This window comes from Brevundimonas sp. (genome assembly GCF_016463295.1).
Classification (GTDB): Bacteria; Pseudomonadota; Alphaproteobacteria; order Caulobacterales; family Caulobacteraceae; genus Brevundimonas.
The window spans coordinates 16,797-35,558 of sequence record NZ_JAEMRO010000017.1 but is presented as its reverse complement, the minus strand read 5'-3'; the positions used below and the strand labels follow the sequence as shown (position 1 = coordinate 35,558).

Annotated in this window: 18 protein-coding genes; 8 read left to right on the top strand and 10 right to left on the bottom strand. The window is 67.6% G+C overall.

Features of this window, described 5'->3' with window-relative positions:
• Positions 1-138 precede the first annotated feature (138 nt).
• Genes JHC81_RS06085 through JHC81_RS06070 form a run of 4 tightly spaced genes read left to right on the top strand, consistent with a single transcriptional unit; the run spans position 139 to position 4,047 of the window.
• Complete coding sequence (locus tag JHC81_RS06085) at positions 139-1,014, top strand: branched-chain amino acid aminotransferase (protein WP_292172048.1); 876 nt, start codon at positions 139-141, stop codon at positions 1,012-1,014.
• Positions 1,015-1,034: 20 nt separating this feature from the next.
• Complete coding sequence (locus JHC81_RS06080; RefSeq protein ID WP_292172045.1) at positions 1,035-2,165, top strand: 8-amino-7-oxononanoate synthase; 1,131 nt, start codon at positions 1,035-1,037, stop codon at positions 2,163-2,165.
• Entirely contained in the window at positions 2,162-2,785 is a 624-nt protein-coding gene (gene bioD / locus JHC81_RS06075) for a dethiobiotin synthase (RefSeq protein ID WP_292172043.1), read from the top strand. The genes JHC81_RS06080 and bioD overlap by 4 nt, the downstream gene beginning before the upstream one ends.
• Positions 2,782-4,047, top strand: coding sequence for an adenosylmethionine--8-amino-7-oxononanoate transaminase (locus JHC81_RS06070; protein WP_292172040.1), 1,266 nt, complete (start codon positions 2,782-2,784; stop codon positions 4,045-4,047). Before bioD ends, JHC81_RS06070 begins: the two co-directional genes overlap by 4 nt.
• A gap of 18 nt (positions 4,048-4,065) precedes the next feature.
• Here the strand turns inward: JHC81_RS06070 and JHC81_RS06065 are convergent, their stop codons facing one another.
• The gene (locus tag JHC81_RS06065) at positions 4,066-4,602 is read right to left on the bottom strand and encodes a TetR/AcrR family transcriptional regulator (RefSeq protein WP_292172038.1); all 537 of its coding nucleotides are present in this window, start codon (positions 4,600-4,602) and stop codon (positions 4,066-4,068) included.
• 159 nt (positions 4,603-4,761) lie between these two features.
• On the opposite strand from JHC81_RS06065, the gene JHC81_RS06060 reads away from it, so the two are divergent.
• The 4 genes from JHC81_RS06060 (at position 4,762) to thrC (ending at position 9,432) form a co-directional block, all read left to right on the top strand.
• The gene (locus JHC81_RS06060) at positions 4,762-5,874 is read left to right on the top strand and encodes an aldo/keto reductase (RefSeq protein WP_292172035.1); all 1,113 of its coding nucleotides are present in this window, start codon (positions 4,762-4,764) and stop codon (positions 5,872-5,874) included.
• A 199-nt stretch (positions 5,875-6,073) separates the two neighbouring features.
• On the top strand, positions 6,074-7,345 hold the full coding sequence (locus tag JHC81_RS06055) for a nucleoside transporter C-terminal domain-containing protein (protein ID WP_292172032.1): 1,272 nt from the start codon (positions 6,074-6,076) through the stop codon (positions 7,343-7,345).
• 16 nt (positions 7,346-7,361) lie between these two features.
• Positions 7,362-7,982 (top strand): glutathione S-transferase, encoded by a 621-nt coding sequence (locus tag JHC81_RS06050; protein WP_292172029.1) that lies wholly within the window; start codon positions 7,362-7,364, stop codon positions 7,980-7,982.
• Between the two features lie 40 nt (positions 7,983-8,022).
• Complete coding sequence (gene thrC / locus JHC81_RS06045; protein WP_292172027.1) at positions 8,023-9,432, top strand: threonine synthase; 1,410 nt, start codon at positions 8,023-8,025, stop codon at positions 9,430-9,432.
• A gap of 3 nt (positions 9,433-9,435) precedes the next feature.
• Here the strand turns inward: thrC and JHC81_RS06040 are convergent, their stop codons facing one another.
• The 9 genes from JHC81_RS06040 to ilvG form a co-directional block, all read right to left on the bottom strand.
• Complete coding sequence (locus JHC81_RS06040) at positions 9,436-10,374, bottom strand: homoserine kinase (RefSeq protein ID WP_292172023.1); 939 nt, start codon at positions 10,372-10,374, stop codon at positions 9,436-9,438.
• A 3-nt stretch (positions 10,375-10,377) separates the two neighbouring features.
• Positions 10,378-12,135 carry a homoserine dehydrogenase gene (locus JHC81_RS06035; RefSeq protein WP_292172020.1) on the bottom strand — a complete coding sequence of 586 codons (1,758 nt, stop codon included), beginning with the start codon at positions 12,133-12,135 and terminating at the stop codon, positions 10,378-10,380.
• Positions 12,136-12,243: 108 nt separating this feature from the next.
• Entirely contained in the window at positions 12,244-12,372 is a 129-nt protein-coding gene (locus JHC81_RS06030) for a hypothetical protein (RefSeq protein WP_292172019.1), read from the bottom strand.
• A 56-nt stretch (positions 12,373-12,428) separates the two neighbouring features.
• On the bottom strand, positions 12,429-13,529 hold the full coding sequence (leuB, locus tag JHC81_RS06025; protein WP_292172016.1) for a 3-isopropylmalate dehydrogenase: 1,101 nt from the start codon (positions 13,527-13,529) through the stop codon (positions 12,429-12,431).
• Positions 13,529-14,113, bottom strand: coding sequence for a 3-isopropylmalate dehydratase small subunit (gene leuD / locus JHC81_RS06020; RefSeq protein WP_292172013.1), 585 nt, complete (start codon positions 14,111-14,113; stop codon positions 13,529-13,531). Before leuD ends, leuB begins: the two co-directional genes overlap by 1 nt.
• On the bottom strand, positions 14,106-15,569 hold the full coding sequence (gene leuC, locus JHC81_RS06015) for a 3-isopropylmalate dehydratase large subunit (protein WP_292172011.1): 1,464 nt from the start codon (positions 15,567-15,569) through the stop codon (positions 14,106-14,108). Before leuC ends, leuD begins: the two co-directional genes overlap by 8 nt.
• Positions 15,556-16,788 (bottom strand): 2-isopropylmalate synthase, encoded by a 1,233-nt coding sequence (locus JHC81_RS06010; protein WP_292172008.1) that lies wholly within the window; start codon positions 16,786-16,788, stop codon positions 15,556-15,558. Before JHC81_RS06010 ends, leuC begins: the two co-directional genes overlap by 14 nt.
• Positions 16,785-17,054 (bottom strand): ACT domain-containing protein, encoded by a 270-nt coding sequence (locus JHC81_RS06005; protein WP_292172006.1) that lies wholly within the window; start codon positions 17,052-17,054, stop codon positions 16,785-16,787. Before JHC81_RS06005 ends, JHC81_RS06010 begins: the two co-directional genes overlap by 4 nt.
• Before the next feature lies 1 nt (position 17,055).
• A complete protein-coding gene (gene ilvG, locus JHC81_RS06000) occupies positions 17,056-18,762 on the bottom strand; it encodes an acetolactate synthase 2 catalytic subunit (protein WP_366465718.1) in 1,707 nt (568 codons plus the stop codon).

Sequence of the window (18,762 nt, the reverse complement as noted above, 5' to 3'; positions counted from 1 at the left end):
CCGGGGCCTGCGATCGGGCCGGAACGGCCGCTGCTGCGCGAATCGCTCATGCGGATACGCCCGCGCCATGCCGACAGGCGTTGACCTGAGGCTTTTCGACGGGTCTAAAACCAGCATCGCTACGGGAGACGTTATTCAATGGCCTTCGTTCCTTTCGACGATCGTGACGGCTGGATCTGGATGGACGGGCATTTCGTGCCCTGGCGGGACGCGAAAACGCACGTTCTGACCCATGCACTTCACTATGGCTCGTCGGTCTTCGAGGGTGAGCGTATGTATGCGGGCGAAATCTTCAAGCTGACCCCGCATAGCGAACGCCTCAAGCGTTCTGCAAACCTGCTGGACTTCGACCTTCCGTATAGCGTGGCCGAGATCGACGCCGCCTGCAAGGAAACCTGCGCCAAGATGGGTCTGGACGACTGTTATGTGCGCCCGGTCGCCTTCCTGGGGTCCGAACAGGTCAGCGTCACGGCCAAGAATTCGAAACCGCATCTCGCCATCGCCGCCTGGGAGTGGCCCTCCTATTTCGATCCCGAAACCAAGGCCAAGGGCATCCGCCTGGAGTGGGCCAAGTGGCGTCGCCCCGACCCGGCCACGGCCCCTTCGGCGGCCAAGGCGGCGGGTCTGTACATGATCTGCACCATGTCCAAGACGGCGGCGGAGAAGCGCGGCTTCTCGGACGCCATGATGCTGGACTGGCGCGGCTATGTCGCCGAGGCGACCGGAGCCAACGTCTTCTTCGTCCAGGACGGCGTCCTGCACACCCCGCCCATCGACGCGATCCTGGATGGCATCACGCGCCAGACCATCATCGAAATGGCCAGGGCCAAGGGGATCGAGGTGATCGTGCGCCACATCCGGCCCGAGGAACTGTCGACCTTCAGCGAATGCTTCCTGACCGGCACAGCCGCCGAAGTGACCCCCGTCAGCGAGATCGGCGAGTATCGCTTCACGCCGGGTGCCCTCAGCCTGGGCCTGATGGAAGACTATGGCCGGCTGGTCCGCAGGCAGTAGATCAGACCCCAACCACAGCGTTGAAGCCGTTCGTTTCCCACCGCGCTCATCTGGATGAGCTCGAAGCCGCCGCTCGCCTGCGCGGCTTGCGAGCGCGTGCGGGCGTCGACTTTTCCTCTAACGACTATCTGGGGCTGGCGGGGTCGTCCGCGTTGCGACAGGCGGTCGCCGAGGCGCTGGATCGCGGCGTGCCGGTCGGCTCTGGTGGCTCGCGGCTGCTGCGCGGCAACCATCCGGAGCATGAGGCGCTCGAGGCCGAGGCCGCCGCCTTGTTCGGCAGCGAGGCGGCGCTCTATTTTTCGTCCGGCTACGCGGCCAATGCAGCGCTGTTGGCGACCCTGCCTCAGCGGGGCGATCTGGTCGTCCATGACGCCCTGATCCATGCCAGTGCCCATGAGGGCATGCGCCTGGGCCGGGCCGAGACCGTTTCGGCGGCGCATAACGACGCCGGGGCGATCGAAACCGCCATCACCGACTGGCGCGCCAAGGGCGGCAAGGGGCAGGTCTGGATCGCGGTCGAGAGCCTGTACTCCATGGACGGCGACCGCGCGCCGCTGGACGCTCTGGTCGTCATCGCCGACCGCCATGACGCGGTTCTGCTGATTGACGAGGCGCATGCGACTGGTGTGTTCGGACCTGGCGGGCGCGGCCTGGCGGCGGGGCTTGAGGGACGGTCGAACGTCATCACCCTGCGGACCTGCGGTAAGGCCCTGGGGTGCGAGGGCGCGCTGGTCTGTGGCGACCGGGCCGTCGTCGATTTCCTGATCAATCGTGGGCGGGGTTTCATCTTCTCGACCGCGCCGTCGCCCCTGATGGCCGCCGCCTGCCGGGCGTCCCTGCGATTGATACAGGACGACACCCTGCGTGCTCGGCTTCATGGCCTGATCGCCGATGCCGGGGCTGCCTTCGCAGACCGCCTGGGCGTGGAAGGCACGGGGTCCCAGATCGTGCCGATCATCCTGAGCGACGACGCTCGCACCATGCGGGTCGCCGCCGCATTGCAGGCGCAAGACTTCGACGTGCGCGGCATCCGCCCGCCGACCGTTCCTGTCGGCACCGCACGCTTGCGGGTATCGCTGACGCTGAACGTGGATATCGCCGATGTGCAAGCGCTGGTCGCCGCGCTGGAACCGCTGCTGGAGGCCGCATGAGCCGCTTCGTCATTACCGGCACGAATACAGACATCGGTAAGACGGTCTTCGCCGCCGCCCTGACCCAGGCGCTGGACGGCTGTTACTGGAAGCCCGTGCAGGCGGGCCTCGACGGTGCAACGGATGCGCAGCGGGTGGCGGCCCTGACCGGTCTGGCCCCCGACCGCATCCTGCCCGAAGTCTGGCGGTTGCAGACACCCGCCTCGCCGCACCACGCCGCCGATCTGGAGGGCATCCGAATCGATGCGGACGCCCTGACCCCGCCGACCTGCGACCGGCCCCTGGTCATCGAGGGGGCGGGCGGCGCGCTGGTGCCGTTGAACCATGATGTCCTGTTCGCCGATGTCTTCGCGCGCTGGAAGCTCCCCACCATCGTCTGCGCCTCGACCGCGCTCGGCACCATCAACCACAGCCTGCTGACGCTGGAGGCGCTGAGAGCACGCGCCGTGCCCGTCCTCGGCATCGCCTTCATCGGCGAGGCTAACGCCAGTTCCGAGGCCGCCATCGTTCGCTTCGGCCAAGTCCGGCGCCTCGGGCGTCTGCCGTGGCTCGACACACTGACGCCGGACACCCTGCGTACCGCCTTCGCCGCCGGTTTCGACCAAGGTGATTTCCAGTGAGCAGCCCCGTCTGGCATCCCTTCACCCAGCATGGCCTGAACGAACCCATCCCTCAGGTCGTGCGGACAGAGGGCGCGGCCATCCATACCGCCGACGGTCGCCGCGTGATCGACGCGATCTCCAGCTGGTGGGTCATCACCCACGGCCACAGCCACCCGCGCCTGCAAGCCGCAATACGTAAGGCCAGCGAGCGATTCGATCAGATCATCTTCGCCGGCTGGACCCATGAGCCGGCCGAAACCCTGGCGCGCGGCCTGATCGACATCACGCCCGAGCCCCTGCAACACGTCTTCTACTCCGACAGCGGCTCGACGGCGGTGGAGGTGGCGCTGAAGATGGCTCTGGGGTTCTGGGCCAATATCGGACAGCCGCGCCACCGCATCGTGGTGATGCAGCACAGCTATCACGGCGACACCATCGGCACGATGTCGGTGGGCGAGCGCGGGGTGTTCAACCAGGCCTATGCCCGCCTGCTGTTCGACGTGGCGACCATTCCGTTCCCAACGGCCGGAGCGGAACAGGCCAGTGTCGACGCGCTTGAAGCCTTCTGCCGTCAGGAGGCGAAACCCGCCGCCTTCGTCGTCGAGCCGCTGATCCTCGGCGCGGGCGGGATGCTGATCTATTCCGCAGAGACCTTGCGTGCCCTGGCCGATGTCTGCGCGCGGCACGGCGTCCTGTTCATCGCTGACGAGGTGATGACCGGCTGGGGCCGCACCGGCACGCTGCTGGCCTGCGAACAGGCGGGCGTGTCGCCCGACATTCTGTGCCTGTCCAAGGGGCTGACCGGCGGGGCGCTGCCGCTGGCCGCCACCCTGGCCACGGCCCCGATCTTCGAGGCGCACCGCTCGACCGATCGGGCGAAGATGTTCTTCCACTCCTCCAGCTATACCGCCAATCCCATCGCCTGCGCCGTCGCCGCCGAGAACCTGGCCATCTGGCGCGACGAACCCGTGCTGGATCGCGTCGCGGCCCTAGGGCAGGCGCAGCAGACGCATCTGGACCGCCTGTCCGCCCACCCGGCACTCAGCAACGCCCGCCGCCTCGGCACCATCGCGGCTGTCGATTTCGAGGGCGCGCGCGGTGGCTATCTGTCCGGGCTGGGGCCGTGGCTGCTGAAGTTTTTCCGAGAGCGTGACCTGCTGATCCGGCCTCTGGGCGACACCGTCTATGTCATGCCGCCCTACTGTATCGACGAGGCCGATCTGGGCCGCGTATGGGCCGCGATCGAACAGGCCGCGGACGCCGTTCACGCGGGCGTCTGATGCCAGACGGCTCCGTCCTCAGACCTGGGGCCAGACCGCCATGGCGGACCGGGTGATACGCAGCAGCTTTTCGCGGGGTACCCCGTCGCGCGCCAGGGTCGAAAGGCCTTGAATGATGGCGGTAGTATGCGCCGCCAGGGTTTCGGCATCTGTATGCGGGGGCAGGGTGCCGTCGGCCACCTCGGCCTGAATACGCGCTCTCAGATGCGCCTCGACGCCGTTGCGGATGGCCGAAAGGTGCGCCTGAACATCCGCCGCCTCTGCGGACACGCTGATGGCCGAGGTGGCCAGCATGCATCCCGGCGGCGTCTTCTCGCCCGTATACGCAATGGCGGCGCCTTCCATCAGGACCTGAGCGGCGTCGCGCGCCGAGGGGGCGGCATCGATGATCGCGGTCGGCGACGATCCACCGGACAGATACAGGCTGACCGCCTCCAGAAAGAGCGCCTTCTTGTTCCCGAAGGCGGAATAGATGCTGGGTGCCGTCACGCCCATCGCCTGGGTCAGATCACTGAGCGACGTCGCCTCATACCCGTGCTTCCAGAACAGCAGCATCGCCTGCTCCAACGCGACCGAGCGATCAAACGAGGGCGGGCGTCCGATCCGGCGCGGCTGCGTGTGCGACTCCATTTCCATAACGATCAGTATGAAACGATTGACGTCGGACCGCAAGGCGCGCAAAGGGTTTCATATCAATCGATAGGAAACCAAGCCATGACCTTCACCGACTATCGCACCCTGGGACGGTCCGGCCTGGTCGTCAGCCCGCTGGCGCTCGGAACCATGACCTTCGGCACTGCGCGATGGGGGTCCGGCGAGGATGTCTCGCGCGAGGTGTTCAATGCCTACGTCGATGCCGGCGGCAACTTCGTCGATACTGCCGACGTCTATTCAGGCGGTCGCAGCGAAGAGATGGTGGGCCGCTTCATCGCCGAGCGCGGCCTGCGTGATCAGATCGTTGTGGCCACCAAGGCGGGGTTCAACACCGGGGCCTGGCCGCTGGCAGGCGGCAATGGCGCGAAACATCTGACGCGCGCGCTGGAGGGTTCGCTCGCGCGGCTGGGTAGCGACTATGTCGACCTGTTCTGGGCGCACGTCTGGGATGGCGTCACCCCGGCGGAAGAGTTGCTGGAAACGATGGCGGGCTTGGTCCGGTCGGGCAAGATTCGCTACTGGGGCACGTCCAACAGCCCGGCCTGGTTCGTCGCCAAACTGGCGACGCTGGCGACGACGCGAGGCCTCCCCGGTCCGATCGCGCTGCAGTATTTCTACTCCCTGGCCAACCGCGACATCGAGGACGAGCACGTGCCTCTGGCCCGCGACTTCGGCCTGGGCATCGTGCCATGGAGCCCGCTGGCCTATGGCCTGCTGGCCGGCAAGTACGATCGCGCCACGGTCGAGGCCGGTAGCCCACGCACCGGTGGCCTGCCCCGTGACGCCGCCACCTCCGAGGAGACGCGGCCTGAGGACGACAAGCGGCTGGACGGTGCCAATCCCTTCGGCGACAGCCTGTTCACCGAGCGCAACTGGCAGATCGTCGATGTCCTGCGCCGCATGGCCGAGGAGACGGGTCAGACCCCGGCCCGCCTCGCCCTGGCCTGGGTCGTCGGTCGCCCAGGCGTCACCTCCACCCTGATGGGCGTCAGCCGCGCGAGCCAGGTCACCGACAATGCGACGGCCCTTCAGGTCCGGCTGTCACCCGAACAGCGCGCCGAACTTGACGCCGTCAGCGCAGCCGAGCCCCGTCTGATCTACGGCCTGCTCCAGCCGGTCATGCGAAAGAATGCCGTCTTCGGGGCGGACGTGACGGATCATCGGGGTGGGTAGCTCGGCAAACAGACTACGACCGGCTCTGACGTGCTCGCGTGCCAGTCTGTGTCGATCAACGGTCCCTCGCAAAAGTTCAATGTGAGAGAAAGTAGAGTCACTCGCACGGACTCTCACTTCGCCTCTTGTCAGAGCTTCATCGGCGGCGTTCAAGCGATGTCAGGGACCGGCGGGGCCGGGGTGGGGAAGATCACGCATCATGTTCAGCCTGCTGAACCTTCAGAGCCTGCTAGGTCTCGTCGTCATCGTGGGGGCGTGCTGGGGCCTGTCGGAGAACCGCAAGCGTTTTCCGTGGCGGCTGGCGTTGGGGGCCATCGCGGTTCAGGCGGCGCTGATCCTGGCCCTGTTCGCCATTCCGGGTTCGCAGACTGTGCTGGCGGCCATTACGGGTGCCGTCGACGGACTGGCCCGGGCCACGGCGCGCGGGACCCAGTTCGTGTTCGGTTATCTGGCCGGCGGCGACCAGCCCTATGCGGTGACCAATCAGCAGGGGCTATTCACCTTCGCCTTCAACGTCCTGCCGCTGATCCTGGTCATTTCGGCCCTGTCGGCGCTGCTGTGGCACTGGCGTATCCTGAAGTGGATCACGCTCGGCTTCGGCTTCCTGTTTCAGCGGACCATGGGTCTGGGCGGGGCTTCGGCACTGGCCGTCGCGGCCAACATCTTCCTGGGCATGATCGAGAGCCCCATCGTCATCCGCGCCTATCTGGACAAGCTGACCCGGTCGGAGCTGTTCCTGATGATGGTTGTCGGCCTGGGCACCGTCGCGGGTTCGACCATGGTGGCCTATGCCTCCATCCTGGCCCCCGTCCTGCCGAATGCGGCGGGCCATGTGCTGGTCGCCTCCATCGTGTCGGCACCGGCCGGCATCCTGCTGGCGCGCATCATGATCCCGGAGACGCCGGGGCAGGGCGGCGAGGTCGCGGATTATGGCTCGGCCCTGAAATACGACAGCGCCATCGACGCCATCGTCAAGGGCACGGCCGACGGCCTGATGGTGGTGCTGAATATCTCGGCGGTGCTGATCGTGTTCGTGGCCCTGGTCGCGCTGGTCAACATCATGATCGGCGGCGTCTGGCTGTTCGATGCCCCGGTGACGGTCGAAAGGTTGCTCGGCTGGTTGTTCATGCCGGTCGCCTGGCTGATCGGGGTCGATGGGTCCGAGGCGGGCAAGGCGGGCTGGCTGCTGGGTGTAAAACTGACCCTGACCGAGTTCGTCGCCTTCATCGAACTGGGCAAGGTTCCGGTGGCGGAGATGAGCGAGCGGACGCGGATGCTGCTGACCTATGCGCTATGCGGTTTCGCCAATATCGGCTCGGTGGGCATCACCGTGACCGGCTTGTCGGTGCTGATGCCGGAGCGCCGCGAGGAGGTTCTCGGCCTGGTCTGGAAAGGGCTATTCGCGGGCTTCCTGACCACATTGATGACGGCGGCGGTTGTCGGAGCCATGCCCACCGCCATATTCGGCTGAACCGGAGACCGTATCGATGAAGCTCTACACCTCTCACCGCGCCCCCAACCCGCGCCGCGTCCGCTGGGTCATGGCCGAGAAGGGCATAGAGGACGTCGAACTGGTCGAGGTCGACATCATGGTCGGCGCGCACAAGACACCCGAATACCGCGCCCGCGTGGGTGTGCCCCATGTCCCGTCCCTGACGCTGGACGATGGCACGACCATCTCCGAATCCGTCGCCATCGGCCGCTATCTGGAGGCGCTCTATCCAGAGCCTAACCTGTTCGGTCGTGACGCGCGCGAGCAGGCCATCGTCGAGATGTGGACCCGACGGTGCGAATTCTATCTGGCCAATCCGATCATGCTCAACGTGCGGCTGACCCATCCGGCGCTGGCGGCCATCGAGTCGCATCAGCAGCCTCAGGTCGCGGACTACAACAAGCTGTCAGCCGAGCGGTTCATGAAGACGTTGGACCGGCATCTGGCGGACCGCGAGTTCATAAGCCTGGACCGCTTCACCATCGCCGACATCGTCGCCGTGGTCGGTCTGGATTTCGCCCGCCTGGTCAAATACCGCCCGCCGGAAGAGTTCACCCATCTGGCCCGCTGGCTGGAGGCCTGCCGCGCCCGCCCGGCGGCGAAAGCGGGGGCCTGACGCACGGTTCCTGTTGCGTCGCGGCAAGGCGACCTGTTGGATGATCCGATCAACCTTCGGACCGCCCATGCCCGCCGCCGCATCGATCTACATCAGCACCCGGGGCCAGAGCCCTGCCGTAGACTTCGCCGAGGCCTTGTTGCGTGGCGTGGCGCCCGACGGCGGTCTCTATGTGCCCAGCCGCTGGCCCGCCCTGGCTCCCGAGGCGATGACGGCGCATTCGGCGCGCGAGGTGGCCCATGCCGTGCTGCGTCCCTTCGTGGGCGATGCTTTGCCTGACGAGGCGCTGACCCGCGCGACCTGGCGGCTGACGGAGGGGTTTCTGGAGCCGGAGGTGACGCCCCTGGTTCAGATCGGCCCCAATCTGCACATGCTGGAGCTGTTCCACGGCCCGACGGCGGCGTTCAAGGACTACGCCATGCAGATGGCGGCTGTGCTGGCCGAGGCGGCGCTGAAGCAGAGCGGACAGAGGCTGCTGCTGATCACGGCGACCAGTGGCGATACCGGCGCGGCGGCGGCGCGTGCATTCGCGGGCATCGAGGGTATCGAACTGGTGATCCTGCACCCGCTCGACCGCGTCTCAGCCATTCAGCGTCTGCAGATGACGACCACGGGCGCGGACAATGTCCGCAATCTGGCGGTACGCGGTGACTTTGACGACTGCCAGCGGCTGGTGAAGGCTCTGCTGGCCGACGAGGGCCTGCGTGACGGACGGCGGCTCAGCTCCGTCAACTCGATCAACTGGGCGCGGCTGGCGGGTCAGATTCCCTACTATGTGACCGCGGCGCGGGCGCTGGGCGATGCGGCCGCGCGGGCGACCTATGTGGTGCCGACCGGCAATTTCGGCGACACCTTCGCGGGCTGGGGCGCTCAGCGGATGGGGGTGCCGATGGACGGTCTGGTCGCCGCCACCAACCGCAACGACGCCCTGGTCCGCGCGCTGGGCACCGGCGTCTATGAGCGCACCACGGCCACCCCGACCGCCAGCGTCAGCATGGACGTCCAGGCCCCCTCCAACTTCGAGCGTCTGGTGTTCGAAGCCTCGGGCCGCGACGCCGATCTGACACGCGGCCTGTTCGAGGACTTCGCCCGGCATGGGCGTGTCCGGCTTCCGGACGACCTGCTCGGAGCCCTGCGCCGCGAGGTGTCGGCGGTCGCGGTCACAGAGGCGGAGACGGCCGAGGAGATCTCTCGCACGCACCGCGAGACGGGCCGCGTCATCTGCCCGCACACGGCGGTCGCCCTGACCGTCGCCCGCCGTCTGAACCGCCGCGACGGTCCCGTCGTCGCACTGGCGACGGCGCATCCGGCAAAGTTTCCCGAGGCGGTACGCGCCGCCATCGGCATTGAGCCGGAGCGCCCGCAGCAGCTTCAGGGTCTGGAAGGCCGCGCCGAGCGCTTCGAGACGGTCAATGCAGACCTGGCTTCGGTCCGCGCGGCCATCACCTGACGCTCAGGCCGCGACCGGCATTCGCGTCCACCAGTCCAGTCGCCGCACGAAAGGGGCCGGATCCTTGGGCGTCACCAGGGCCGATGGGTCGTGGTACAGCCGGTCGTGCAGGCGGGTCAGGGTGAAGCGCGTCGCGGCGACGGCTCCCAGCGCGGGCAGGGTACGACGCTCGGCAGGACTGAGCGGACGCAGGCTTTCATATCCCGCCTGAAACGCTTCCAGCGCGGAGGGTATGGCGACCCCCTCCGCGTCGAACCCCCAGGCCGACAGGGCGATGGCCAGGTCATAGGCCAGAGCGTCGGTGCAGGCGTAATAGAAGTCGATCACCCCGCTGATGGCGTCGCCCTGGAACAGGACGTTGTCCGGGAAATAGTCGGCATGGATCGCTCCCCGGGGCAGGTCGCGGCCCGGCTCCGCCTCGACCCAGGGCGCGCAACGGTCGAGAATGGCGCGGTCGGCGCTGGTCGACCCAAGCGCGCAGGCGTCGAACAGGGTCCGCCGCGCCGCTGGCCCGACGGGATCAGGTCGCTCAGCCCTGAAATCTTTGGCTGCGAGGTGAAGGTGGGCCAGCATTACGCCGGCAGCCGCATGGTCCGCCAGTGACGGGTCGCGTTTCCACGCTCCTTCCAGCCATTGCAGAAGGGCGGCCGGACGGTCGTTCAGTTGGCCTAGGCTCCGACCATCGGCATCCCGTAGCGGCCGCGCGGTCGGCAAACCCTTAGTCGCCAGATGGTTGGTCAGGTCCAGGCAGAAGGGCAGGGATGCGACCTCCGTCCGGGCCTCGAACAGGGTCAGGACGAAGCGCCCACGATCGGTCTCGACACGATAGTTGGTGTTCTGGATTCCCTCGGCGATAGGCGTCAGCTCGCGAAGCCCGCCCGCGCCGAAGCGACGAATGAAGGGCTCGGCCTCGGCGGCTTCGACGGGGGTGAACACCGCCACGGGTCAGGCGTGTCCGGCGATGCGCTCACCGGCGCGATGGGCCGCCAGCTCCGACAGATCGGCCAGCAGGCTTTCGGCCGTGGCCCATCGTCCGGCCCCGCGTCCCTTGCAGCGCACGACCGATCCATCTTGGCGAATGACCTTCAAGGCGTTGCCCTCTCCCTTCAGCGTGGCGAACAGGGCGTCCATCGGACCGGCGACCAGACGCACCTCTGCGATCAGCTTGCCCTCTTCCAGCCGACAGCGACAGAGCTGACGTGCGCCCGGCGCGGCGGGCTGGTCGGCGCTCAGGACATCACGCGGGATTTCGACCTGATCCGGCATGCGTCCAAAGGCTTCGAAGGCCAGCAGACGAACCTTGGCGGCGGCGTCCAGTCCTTCCAGATCGGCCGAAGGGTCTTCTTCGGCAAAGCCGGCGGCGCGGGCCTCCGCCAAGGCCGTGTCAAACGAGGCTCCATCACCGATGCGTTCCAGCATGAAGTTGACGGTGCCGTTCAGCACGGCCTCGAAGGCGGCGATCGGCGCCCCGGCGCGCGCGGCCCTTAGCGTCTCCACCATCGGCACGCCACCGCCGATGGAGGCGGACCACAGCAGCCGTGCCCCATTCTCTTCAGCCAGAGCCAGCAGACCTGCGGGGTCGCGGCTGACGGCCTGTTTGTTGGCGCTGGCGACATCGATGCCGCGCTCCAGGGCGGCGCGGATCACCGCGTGGCCCGCATCTGCCTCCGACAGGGCTTCCAGCACGATATCCGGATCCCGCGCCATCAGGGCGGCAGGTTCAGAGACCAGCAGCGGGCGGATATGCCGCGGCGAGGCTCCGGGCACGTCGCGCGGTTTGGCCGGATTGCGCACCAGAACGCCGACGACATCGATGCGCGGATCCTCCAGCAGTCGGGCCAGGGTACCGCCGCCGACGACACCGCAGCCCGCGACGGCGACACGCAGGGGGCGATGGGGCAGGGCGACGCGAGGCGGGACGCTGCGTGCGCCGATAACGGTGCGATGACCGTCCAGATAGTTGCGCACCTCGACGTTCAGGTTTCGCGCCTGGGCCAGGTCGAGGGCATCCGGCTGCACCAGACCGCCGCCCAGGGCCTTGGCCTCGGCCCAGCCGGCATAGTCGTAGCGGCGCGCATCGATGTTGGTGTTGGGATCGCGGTCGTATAGCCCATCGACATCCTTCACCAGTTGCACGCTGGACAGGCCCAGCTCGGCGGCCAGGAACAGGGCCGACAAGTCCGAGCCGCCTCGGCCCAGCAGGACGACCTTGCCCTCGGGCGACAGGGCCCCATAGCCCGGCACGACGACGACCTCGTGCTGCTCCAGCGCGCGCCGCAGGGGGGCGGGATCGAAACGGATCGGCCGGGCGTGTTCGCTGTCACCGTGCGCCACCAGACCCAGTTCGCGCACGGTCAGGGTCTGGGCTCCCAAGCCTACGCGGTCGCAGGCCAGGGCCACCAGGGCGGCGGATCGCTCCTCGCCCTGCACGACATAGGACGGCAGAATGGAGTTGTCGTGCACCAGACCCAGGGCACGGGCTTCGGCCAGAAGACGGTCCGTCTCTCCGGCAAAGGCCGAGACGACCGCCACTACGCGCCGACCTCTACGGACCTCAGCATAGATGTCGGAGGCGACCTTGGGCGCATCGGCGGGCGAGACGAGCACCGAGCTGCCGAACTTCATGACGACAATCTGGGGCGACGCGGCGGCGGCGTGGAGGCTGTCGGGCTTGGGTCTTTCGAGCACGGCGAGGTCTGACATGGCGGGGTCTTTCTAGAGAGGCGATGAAGAGGGGAGGGGGACATGAAAAACCCCGCCCGGGGGTCCGGGCGGGGTTGGGTTTGTGCGTTCCTGTCGTATCGGTGCGCGCTAACCTGTCCCCGCCGTGGGCGTGGTGGTCATGGTCATACCGGTCGAAATGCCGCGCACGTCTGCGCCGCCGCGAGGGGCGGCCATCGGCGAGACGGAAAGGGCGACAGTCTGGATCACAGCGATCACGCGTTGGGTTCAAAGGCAGGCTGACGGACAAACGGGCCATCCGTCAAGCCTCAAGATCACGCCCAGTGCATCTGGACGCGGTGGGCGGCGGCCCAGTGGATGGCGCGGATGCCGTCGATCACGGCCTCGCCCGCCGCCCGCGTGCCCAGTGTCCCGCCCAGGTCGGCGGTGACAGCCCCGGCCGAAACGACGGCGGCGACAGCGGCCTCGATTGAGCTGGCCTCGTCCTCCAGCCCCAGGCTGTGGCGCAGCAGCAGGGCGGCCGACAGGATGGTACCCACGGGATTGGCCTTGTCCTGACCGGCGATGTCGGGGGCCGAGCCGTGGATCGGCTCGAACAGGCCCGGTCCGCCCGACCCCAGCGACGCCGACGGCAACAGGCCGATGGAGCCGCCCAGCACCGAGATCTCGTCCGACAGGATGTCGCCGAACATGTTCTCGGTCAGGATGACGTCGTACTCACGCGGCTTGCGGATCAGGTGCATGGCCATGGAGTCGACCAGGGCATGTTCCAGCTCGACGCGGGGGAATTCGTCGGCATGGATGCGGGTCACGACCTCGCGCCACAGGCGGCTGGTTTCCATGACATTGGCCTTGTCGACCGAGGTAACCTTGCCGCGACGCTGCTGGGCGGTCTGGAAGGCGGCACGGGCGACACGCTCGATCTCGGGTACCGTATATTCGCACAGGTCCGTGGCGCGGTCGGCGGTCCGGGTCTTCTCCCCGAAATAGATGCCGCCGGTCAGTTCCCGGAACACGATCAGGTCCACGCCCTCGACGATCTCCTTTTTCAGCGGAGAGCGATGGGCCAGCACGGGCGAGACCTGCAATGGCCGCAGGTTGGCGAACAGGCCCAGAGCCTTGCGCAGACCCAGCAGGCCTTCTTCTGGCCGGCGCTTGCCACCGTCCCATTGCGGTCCACCGACGGCGCCCAGCAAGACGGCGTCGGACGCCTTGCAGGCCTCGACGGTTTCTGGCGGCAGAGGATCGCCCGTGGCATCGATGGCCGCGCCGCCGATCAGATGCTCGTGAAAGCGGAAGGTGTGACCATAGAAATCGCCGATGACCCGCAGCACGTCGGTGGCGGCGGCCGTGACTTCCGGGCCCACGCCGTCACCGGGCAGGACAACGATGTCGAAGGATTTGGCATGGGGCATCAGACGGTTTCCGTTCGGTGTTCAAAGGCTTCGATGGCGGGCAGTTGGCCTTGCAGCCAGCCCAGGGTGTCGACCCCGTCCAGCAGGCAGCGTCGCGCGAACCGTTCCACCTCGAAGGTGACAGGCTGTGCATTGCCGCGCCGGATCGTGGAGGATTCCAGGTCGACGGTGATGGGCTGTTCCGCATGGGCGGCCAGATCGTCCCAGGTCGCCTGATCGACGACGATGGGCAGCAGGCCGTTCTTCAGGGCGTTGGAGGTGAAGATGTCGGCGATCTCGGTCGAGACCACGGCCCGAAAGCCGTAGTCCAACAGTGCCCAGGGCGCATGCTCGCGCGACGAGCCACAGGCGAAATTCCGGCCGGCCAGAAGGATGCGGTGCTCGGTCGGATCGATCCGGTTCAGCACGGCCTCTGGCTTCGGCTTGCCGTCAGCTTCGTAGCGCCAGTCATAGAAGGCCTGGGCCCCCAGACCCTCGCGGGTGGTGGTGCTGAGGAACCGTCCGGGAATGATCTGGTCGGTGTCTATGTTCGACTGCGACAGGACCACGGCTTTGGACGTCAGGGTTTTCAGAGGCTCAGGCATTTTGGACCCCTACCGTCTCGCGCGCGGCGCTCGCCTGCTTGAGGGAGGTACCCTCCGCCATGAACACCCGCGGGTCCGTCAGCACGCCCGTGATGGCCGTCGCCGCCGCCGTCGCCGGGCTGGCCAGGATGGTGCGGGCCCCCGGCCCCTGGCGGCCTTCGAAATTGCGGTTGGAGGTGGACACGGCCAACTGGCCGGGCGCGACCCGGTCGCCGTTCATGGCCAGGCACATGGAACAGCCCGGAATGCGCCATTCGGCCCCGGCGTCGATGAAGACCCGGTCCAGCCCTTCCGCCTCCGCATCGCGCCGCACGGCCTCCGATCCCGGCACGACCAGAACCCGCAGGCCCGGCTTGACCTTGCGCCCGCGCAGCACCTCGGCGGCGGCACGCAGGTCGGGCAGACGGCCGTTGGTGCAACTGCCAATGAAAACCACGTCGACCGGATAGGCGGTCGTCGCCGCTCCGGCGGTGAAGCCCATATAGGCCAGGGCCTTCTCGCCCGAGGCGTCATGCGGCACGGGCACGACTTCGCCAATGGGCGAACCCGCATCGGGCGTCGTGCCCCAGGTCGCCATGGGCCGGATCGCGCTTCCGTCGATCCGGACCTCTGCATCGAACACCGCACCGGCATCCGACTTCAGCGTCAGCCAGTCCGCCGCGGCCCGCCCGAAGGCGTCACCCTGCGGTACATGTTTGCGCCCCTGCAGCCAGGCGACGGTGGTGGCGTCGGGTGCGATCATTCCGGCCCGCGCTCCGGCCTCGATCGACATGTTGCAGACGGTCATCCGCCCTTCCATGTCCAGCGAGCGGATGGCCTCGCCGGCATATTCGATGACGAAGCCGGTGCCGCCGCCAAAGCCCAGACGCGCGATCATGGCCAAGGCCACGTCCTTGCCCGACACGCCCGGCTGCAACCGTCCATCGACCGTCACCCGCATGGCCTTGGCCTTGCGCTGCAACAGGCACTGGGTCGCCAGCACATGGCCGACCTCGGACGTCCCGATGCCGAACGCCAGGGTTCCGAAGGCTCCGTGCGTGGCCGTATGGCTGTCGCCACAGACGACCGTCATGCCCGGCTGGGTCAGACCCAGCTCCGGCCCCATGACATGGACGACACCCCGGTCGGCGCTGTCCCACCCGGCCAGCGATACGCCGTGTCGGGCACAGTTGTCCTCCAGCGTCTGGACCTGGGCCTTGGACGCCGGCGTATCATACGGCCGCTCGCCATCCGGCCCTGCGGGCAGGGTCGGGGTGGAGTGATCCAGCGTTGCAAAGGTCCGGTCGGGACGGCGCACCTTCAGACCCCGGCTCTCGATCTCGGCAAAGGCCTGGGGGCTGGTGACTTCGTGAACCAGATGCAGATCGACATACAGGACCGCCGGGGTGTCGTCCGTTTCGGCGGCCACGACGTGCCGGTCCCAGACCTTGTCGAACAGGGTGCTAGGCCGCGACATGGGTGCGCTCCCCGGTGGCGAACGGACGGGTCGCCTCGATGATGGCCAGCAGTTCGCGGTCGTCGATCTCGCCGATCTGGTCCGCGCGATGCTTGAAGCCGGCGAAGGCATCCAGCAGGTGCTGCCCCTCGACCGAGTGGCCCAGGGCCGCCGCCCGCTTGGCCACCGCATGGCGACCCGAATGCTTGCCCAGCACAAAGGAAGTGCCGTCAAACCCGACGTCCTGGGGCCGCATGATCTCATAGGTGCGGGCATCGGCCATCATGCCGTGCTGGTGGATGCCGGCTTCGTGGGCGAAGGCGTTTATGCCGACGATGGCCTTGTTGCGCGGCGTCGGCGTGTGGGTGATCTCGCTCAGCATCCGGCTGGCCCGCACCAGCTGGGTGCTGTCAGCGGCGGTATGCAGGCCATAGCGGTCCGCGCGGGTGCGGATGGCCATGATGATCTCCTCGACCGAGGCATTGCCGGCCCGCTCGCCGATGCCGTTGATCGCCCCCTCGACCTGGCGCGCCCCCGCTTCCACGGCGGACAGGGTGTTGGCGACGGCCAGGCCCAGGTCGTCATGGCAGTGGGCCGAGAACACCACCTGCGGAAACCTCACCCGGACCCTGGCGATCAGAGTGAGGAACAGGTCGCCGATTTCAGTCGGCGTCGCATAGCCGACGGTGTCGGGGATGTTCAGGGTCGTAGCCCCGGCGGCCGCGGCGACCTCGCAGATCTCGGCCAGGAATTCCGGCTCGGTACGGATCGCGTCCTCGGGGCTGAACTCCACATCGTCGAAGCGGGTGCGGGCATAGCGGACGGCCCGATCGGCGGTCTCCAGAACCTGGTCCGTCGTCATCTTCAGCTTGGCGGCGCGATGGATCGGGCTGGAGCCCAAGAAGAGGTGGACCCGGCGCTCTTGCGTCGCGCGCAGCCCTCGCCAGGCGGCATCGATGTCGGCCTCACTGGCACGCGCCAGTGAGCAGAAGACCGGCCCTTCGGCATCGCGCCCGACCTCGCCGACAACGCGGCGCACGCCTTCTTCGTCGCCGGGCGACGCGGCGGCGAAGCCGGCTTCGATAACATCGACGCGCAGGTCCGCCAGCACCTGGGCCATACGCACCTTGTCGTCGGGCGACATGGAAAATCCAGGGGCCTGTTCCCCGTCTCTCAGGGTGGTGTCGAAGACGATGACCCGGTTCGGATCGGCGGCGACGGCTTTCGCGATCCGGCTCATACAACCCTCTCCGGTACAAAGGCCGCTGGATGAGAGGGAACGGGCATGCGGGTGACGCCGAACAGTTTGTCGATCTGGCGGCCCAGGGTCTGGGTGCAGCGGGCAGCGTCGCGGCCACGCACGGCCATCTCGACCCGGCGTCCCGACCCGTCCTCGCTCAGCGACAGGCCGTCGATGTGAAAGCCGCGACGCTCTACCAGGCCGATCAGGCGCTGGAGCGAGCCGTCGGCGCGGTCGATATGCAGGTGCAGAGTATCAGCAGTCATGTCAGGCGCCTTCCATCATTTCGGCGTTGTTCTTTCCGGGCGGGACCAGCGGCCACACATTCTCCCCGGGGTCGATGATCACATGCGCGAGGCAGGGGCCGTCGGCGGCCAGCAAGCGGGCGATCCCGGCCTGGACCTCCTCGCGCCGGCTAATTCGGAAAGCCTCGACGCCAAAGGCTTCGGCGACCTTCACGAAGTCCGGATTGTCGGACAGGTCGACCTCGGAATAGTTCTGCTCAAAGAACAGCTCCTGCCACTGGCGGACCAGGCCCAGCGAGCTGTTGTCCAGCAGCAGCACCTTCACCGGGATGCCATAGCGGCGCAGGGTGGCCAGTTCCTGGATGTTCATCATGAAGCCGCCGTCGCCCGCGACCACGACCACGGTCGCATCCGGATCGGCCAGCTTGGCCCCGATCCCGGCGGGCAGGCCGAAGCCCATGGCCCCCAGACCGCCCGACGTCAGATGCGCCTCGGGCTTGGCAAAGCGACAGTGCTGGGCGGCCCACATCTGATGCTGGCCGACGTCGCAGGCGGCGACGAAGTCGTCACCGGCGGCTTCGGAAATGGCCTTCAGCAGGGCCGGGGCATAGACGCCGTCGCCCGGCGCGTCATAGCGGAAAGCGGTCCGGGCGGCGCGTGCCGAGCAGCGCATCATCCACGGGTCGATCCTTAGCGGGGTCTGGGCCAGATGGTCCGTTAGGGCGGCGATCCCGGCGGGCAGTTCACCCGCGACGGCGACCTCGGTCCGGCGCAGCTTGCCGATCTCGGAAGCGTCGATGTCGAAGTGAACGACGCGCGCATGGGGCGCGAACTCGGCCAGCTTGCCGGTGGCGCGATCATCGAACCGTGCGCCGAAGACGATCAGCAGATCGGCCTCCTGCACGGCTTCGTTTGCCCCGCGCGTGCCGTGCATGCCCAGCATGCCCAAGGCTCCCGGCGCGTTGGTCGGAATGGTGCCCAGGGCATTCAGGGTCGAGACAGACGGGATGCCCGTCGCCTCGGTAAAGGCGCGCAGCTCCTCGACGGCCCGCCCGATCTTGACCCCGCCGCCAACGTAGATCAGCGGGCGCTCGGCCTGGCGGATGGTCTCGGCGGCGCGGGCGATGGCGTCATGATCCGTCGTGGCGACCGTATTGGGATAGGGGAAGCCGAAGTCCTGGGTCGTCGTGCCGACCTGGACGTCCTTGGGCAGGTCGACCAGCACCGGACCGGGACGGCCCGAGGCGGCGATGTGGAAGGCTTCCTCGATGGCGGCGGGCACGTCGGCCGGGTCGCGCACCAGGATGGAGTGTTTCACGATCGGAAGGGTGACGCCCAGGATGTCGATCTCCTGAAACGCATCGGTGCCCATGACGCCCTGGGGCACATTGCCGGTGATGCAGACGACGGGGATGGAATCCATCATGGCATTGGCGATGCCGGTGATCAGATTGGTCGCGCCGGGACCGGAGGTCGCCAGACACACCCCGACCCGTCCGCTGCGCCGCGCATAGGCATCGGCGGCAAAGGCGGCGGCCTGTTCGTGCCGCACCAGGATGTGGCGCAGACGTGATCCGGTCAGGGCGTCATAAACCGGCATGATCGCTCCGCCCGGATAGCCGAACACGACCTCCACCCCCAGCCGCTCCAGGGTGGAGATCAGCAGGCGAGCACCGCTGCGCGGGGCGGCGGCGTCGGGGGCGATGGTCATGGCGGCAGCAGCGGTCAT

Coding starts and splice junctions, on each gene's coding strand:
- JHC81_RS06085 (WP_292172048.1), top strand. CDS start 139: ATGGCCTTCGTTCCTTTCGACGATCGTGACGGCTGGATCTGGATGGAC.
- bioD (WP_292172043.1), top strand. CDS start 2,162: ATGAGCCGCTTCGTCATTACCGGCACGAATACAGACATCGGTAAGACG.
- JHC81_RS06065 (WP_292172038.1), bottom strand. CDS start 4,602: ATGCTGCTGTTCTGGAAGCACGGGTATGAGGCGACGTCGCTCAGTGAT.
- JHC81_RS06060 (WP_292172035.1), top strand. CDS start 4,762: ATGACCTTCACCGACTATCGCACCCTGGGACGGTCCGGCCTGGTCGTC.
- JHC81_RS06055 (WP_292172032.1), top strand. CDS start 6,074: ATGTTCAGCCTGCTGAACCTTCAGAGCCTGCTAGGTCTCGTCGTCATC.
- JHC81_RS06050 (WP_292172029.1), top strand. CDS start 7,362: ATGAAGCTCTACACCTCTCACCGCGCCCCCAACCCGCGCCGCGTCCGC.
- thrC (WP_292172027.1), top strand. CDS start 8,023: ATGATCCGATCAACCTTCGGACCGCCCATGCCCGCCGCCGCATCGATC.
- JHC81_RS06035 (WP_292172020.1), bottom strand. CDS start 12,135: ATGTCAGACCTCGCCGTGCTCGAAAGACCCAAGCCCGACAGCCTCCAC.
- leuB (WP_292172016.1), bottom strand. CDS start 13,529: ATGCCCCATGCCAAATCCTTCGACATCGTTGTCCTGCCCGGTGACGGC.
- leuD (WP_292172013.1), bottom strand. CDS start 14,113: ATGCCTGAGCCTCTGAAAACCCTGACGTCCAAAGCCGTGGTCCTGTCG.
- leuC (WP_292172011.1), bottom strand. CDS start 15,569: ATGTCGCGGCCTAGCACCCTGTTCGACAAGGTCTGGGACCGGCACGTC.
- JHC81_RS06010 (WP_292172008.1), bottom strand. CDS start 16,788: ATGAGCCGGATCGCGAAAGCCGTCGCCGCCGATCCGAACCGGGTCATC.
- JHC81_RS06005 (WP_292172006.1), bottom strand. CDS start 17,054: ATGACTGCTGATACTCTGCACCTGCATATCGACCGCGCCGACGGCTCG.
- ilvG (WP_366465718.1), bottom strand. CDS start 18,762: ATGACCGCTGCTGCCGCCATGACCATCGCCCCCGACGCCGCCGCCCCG.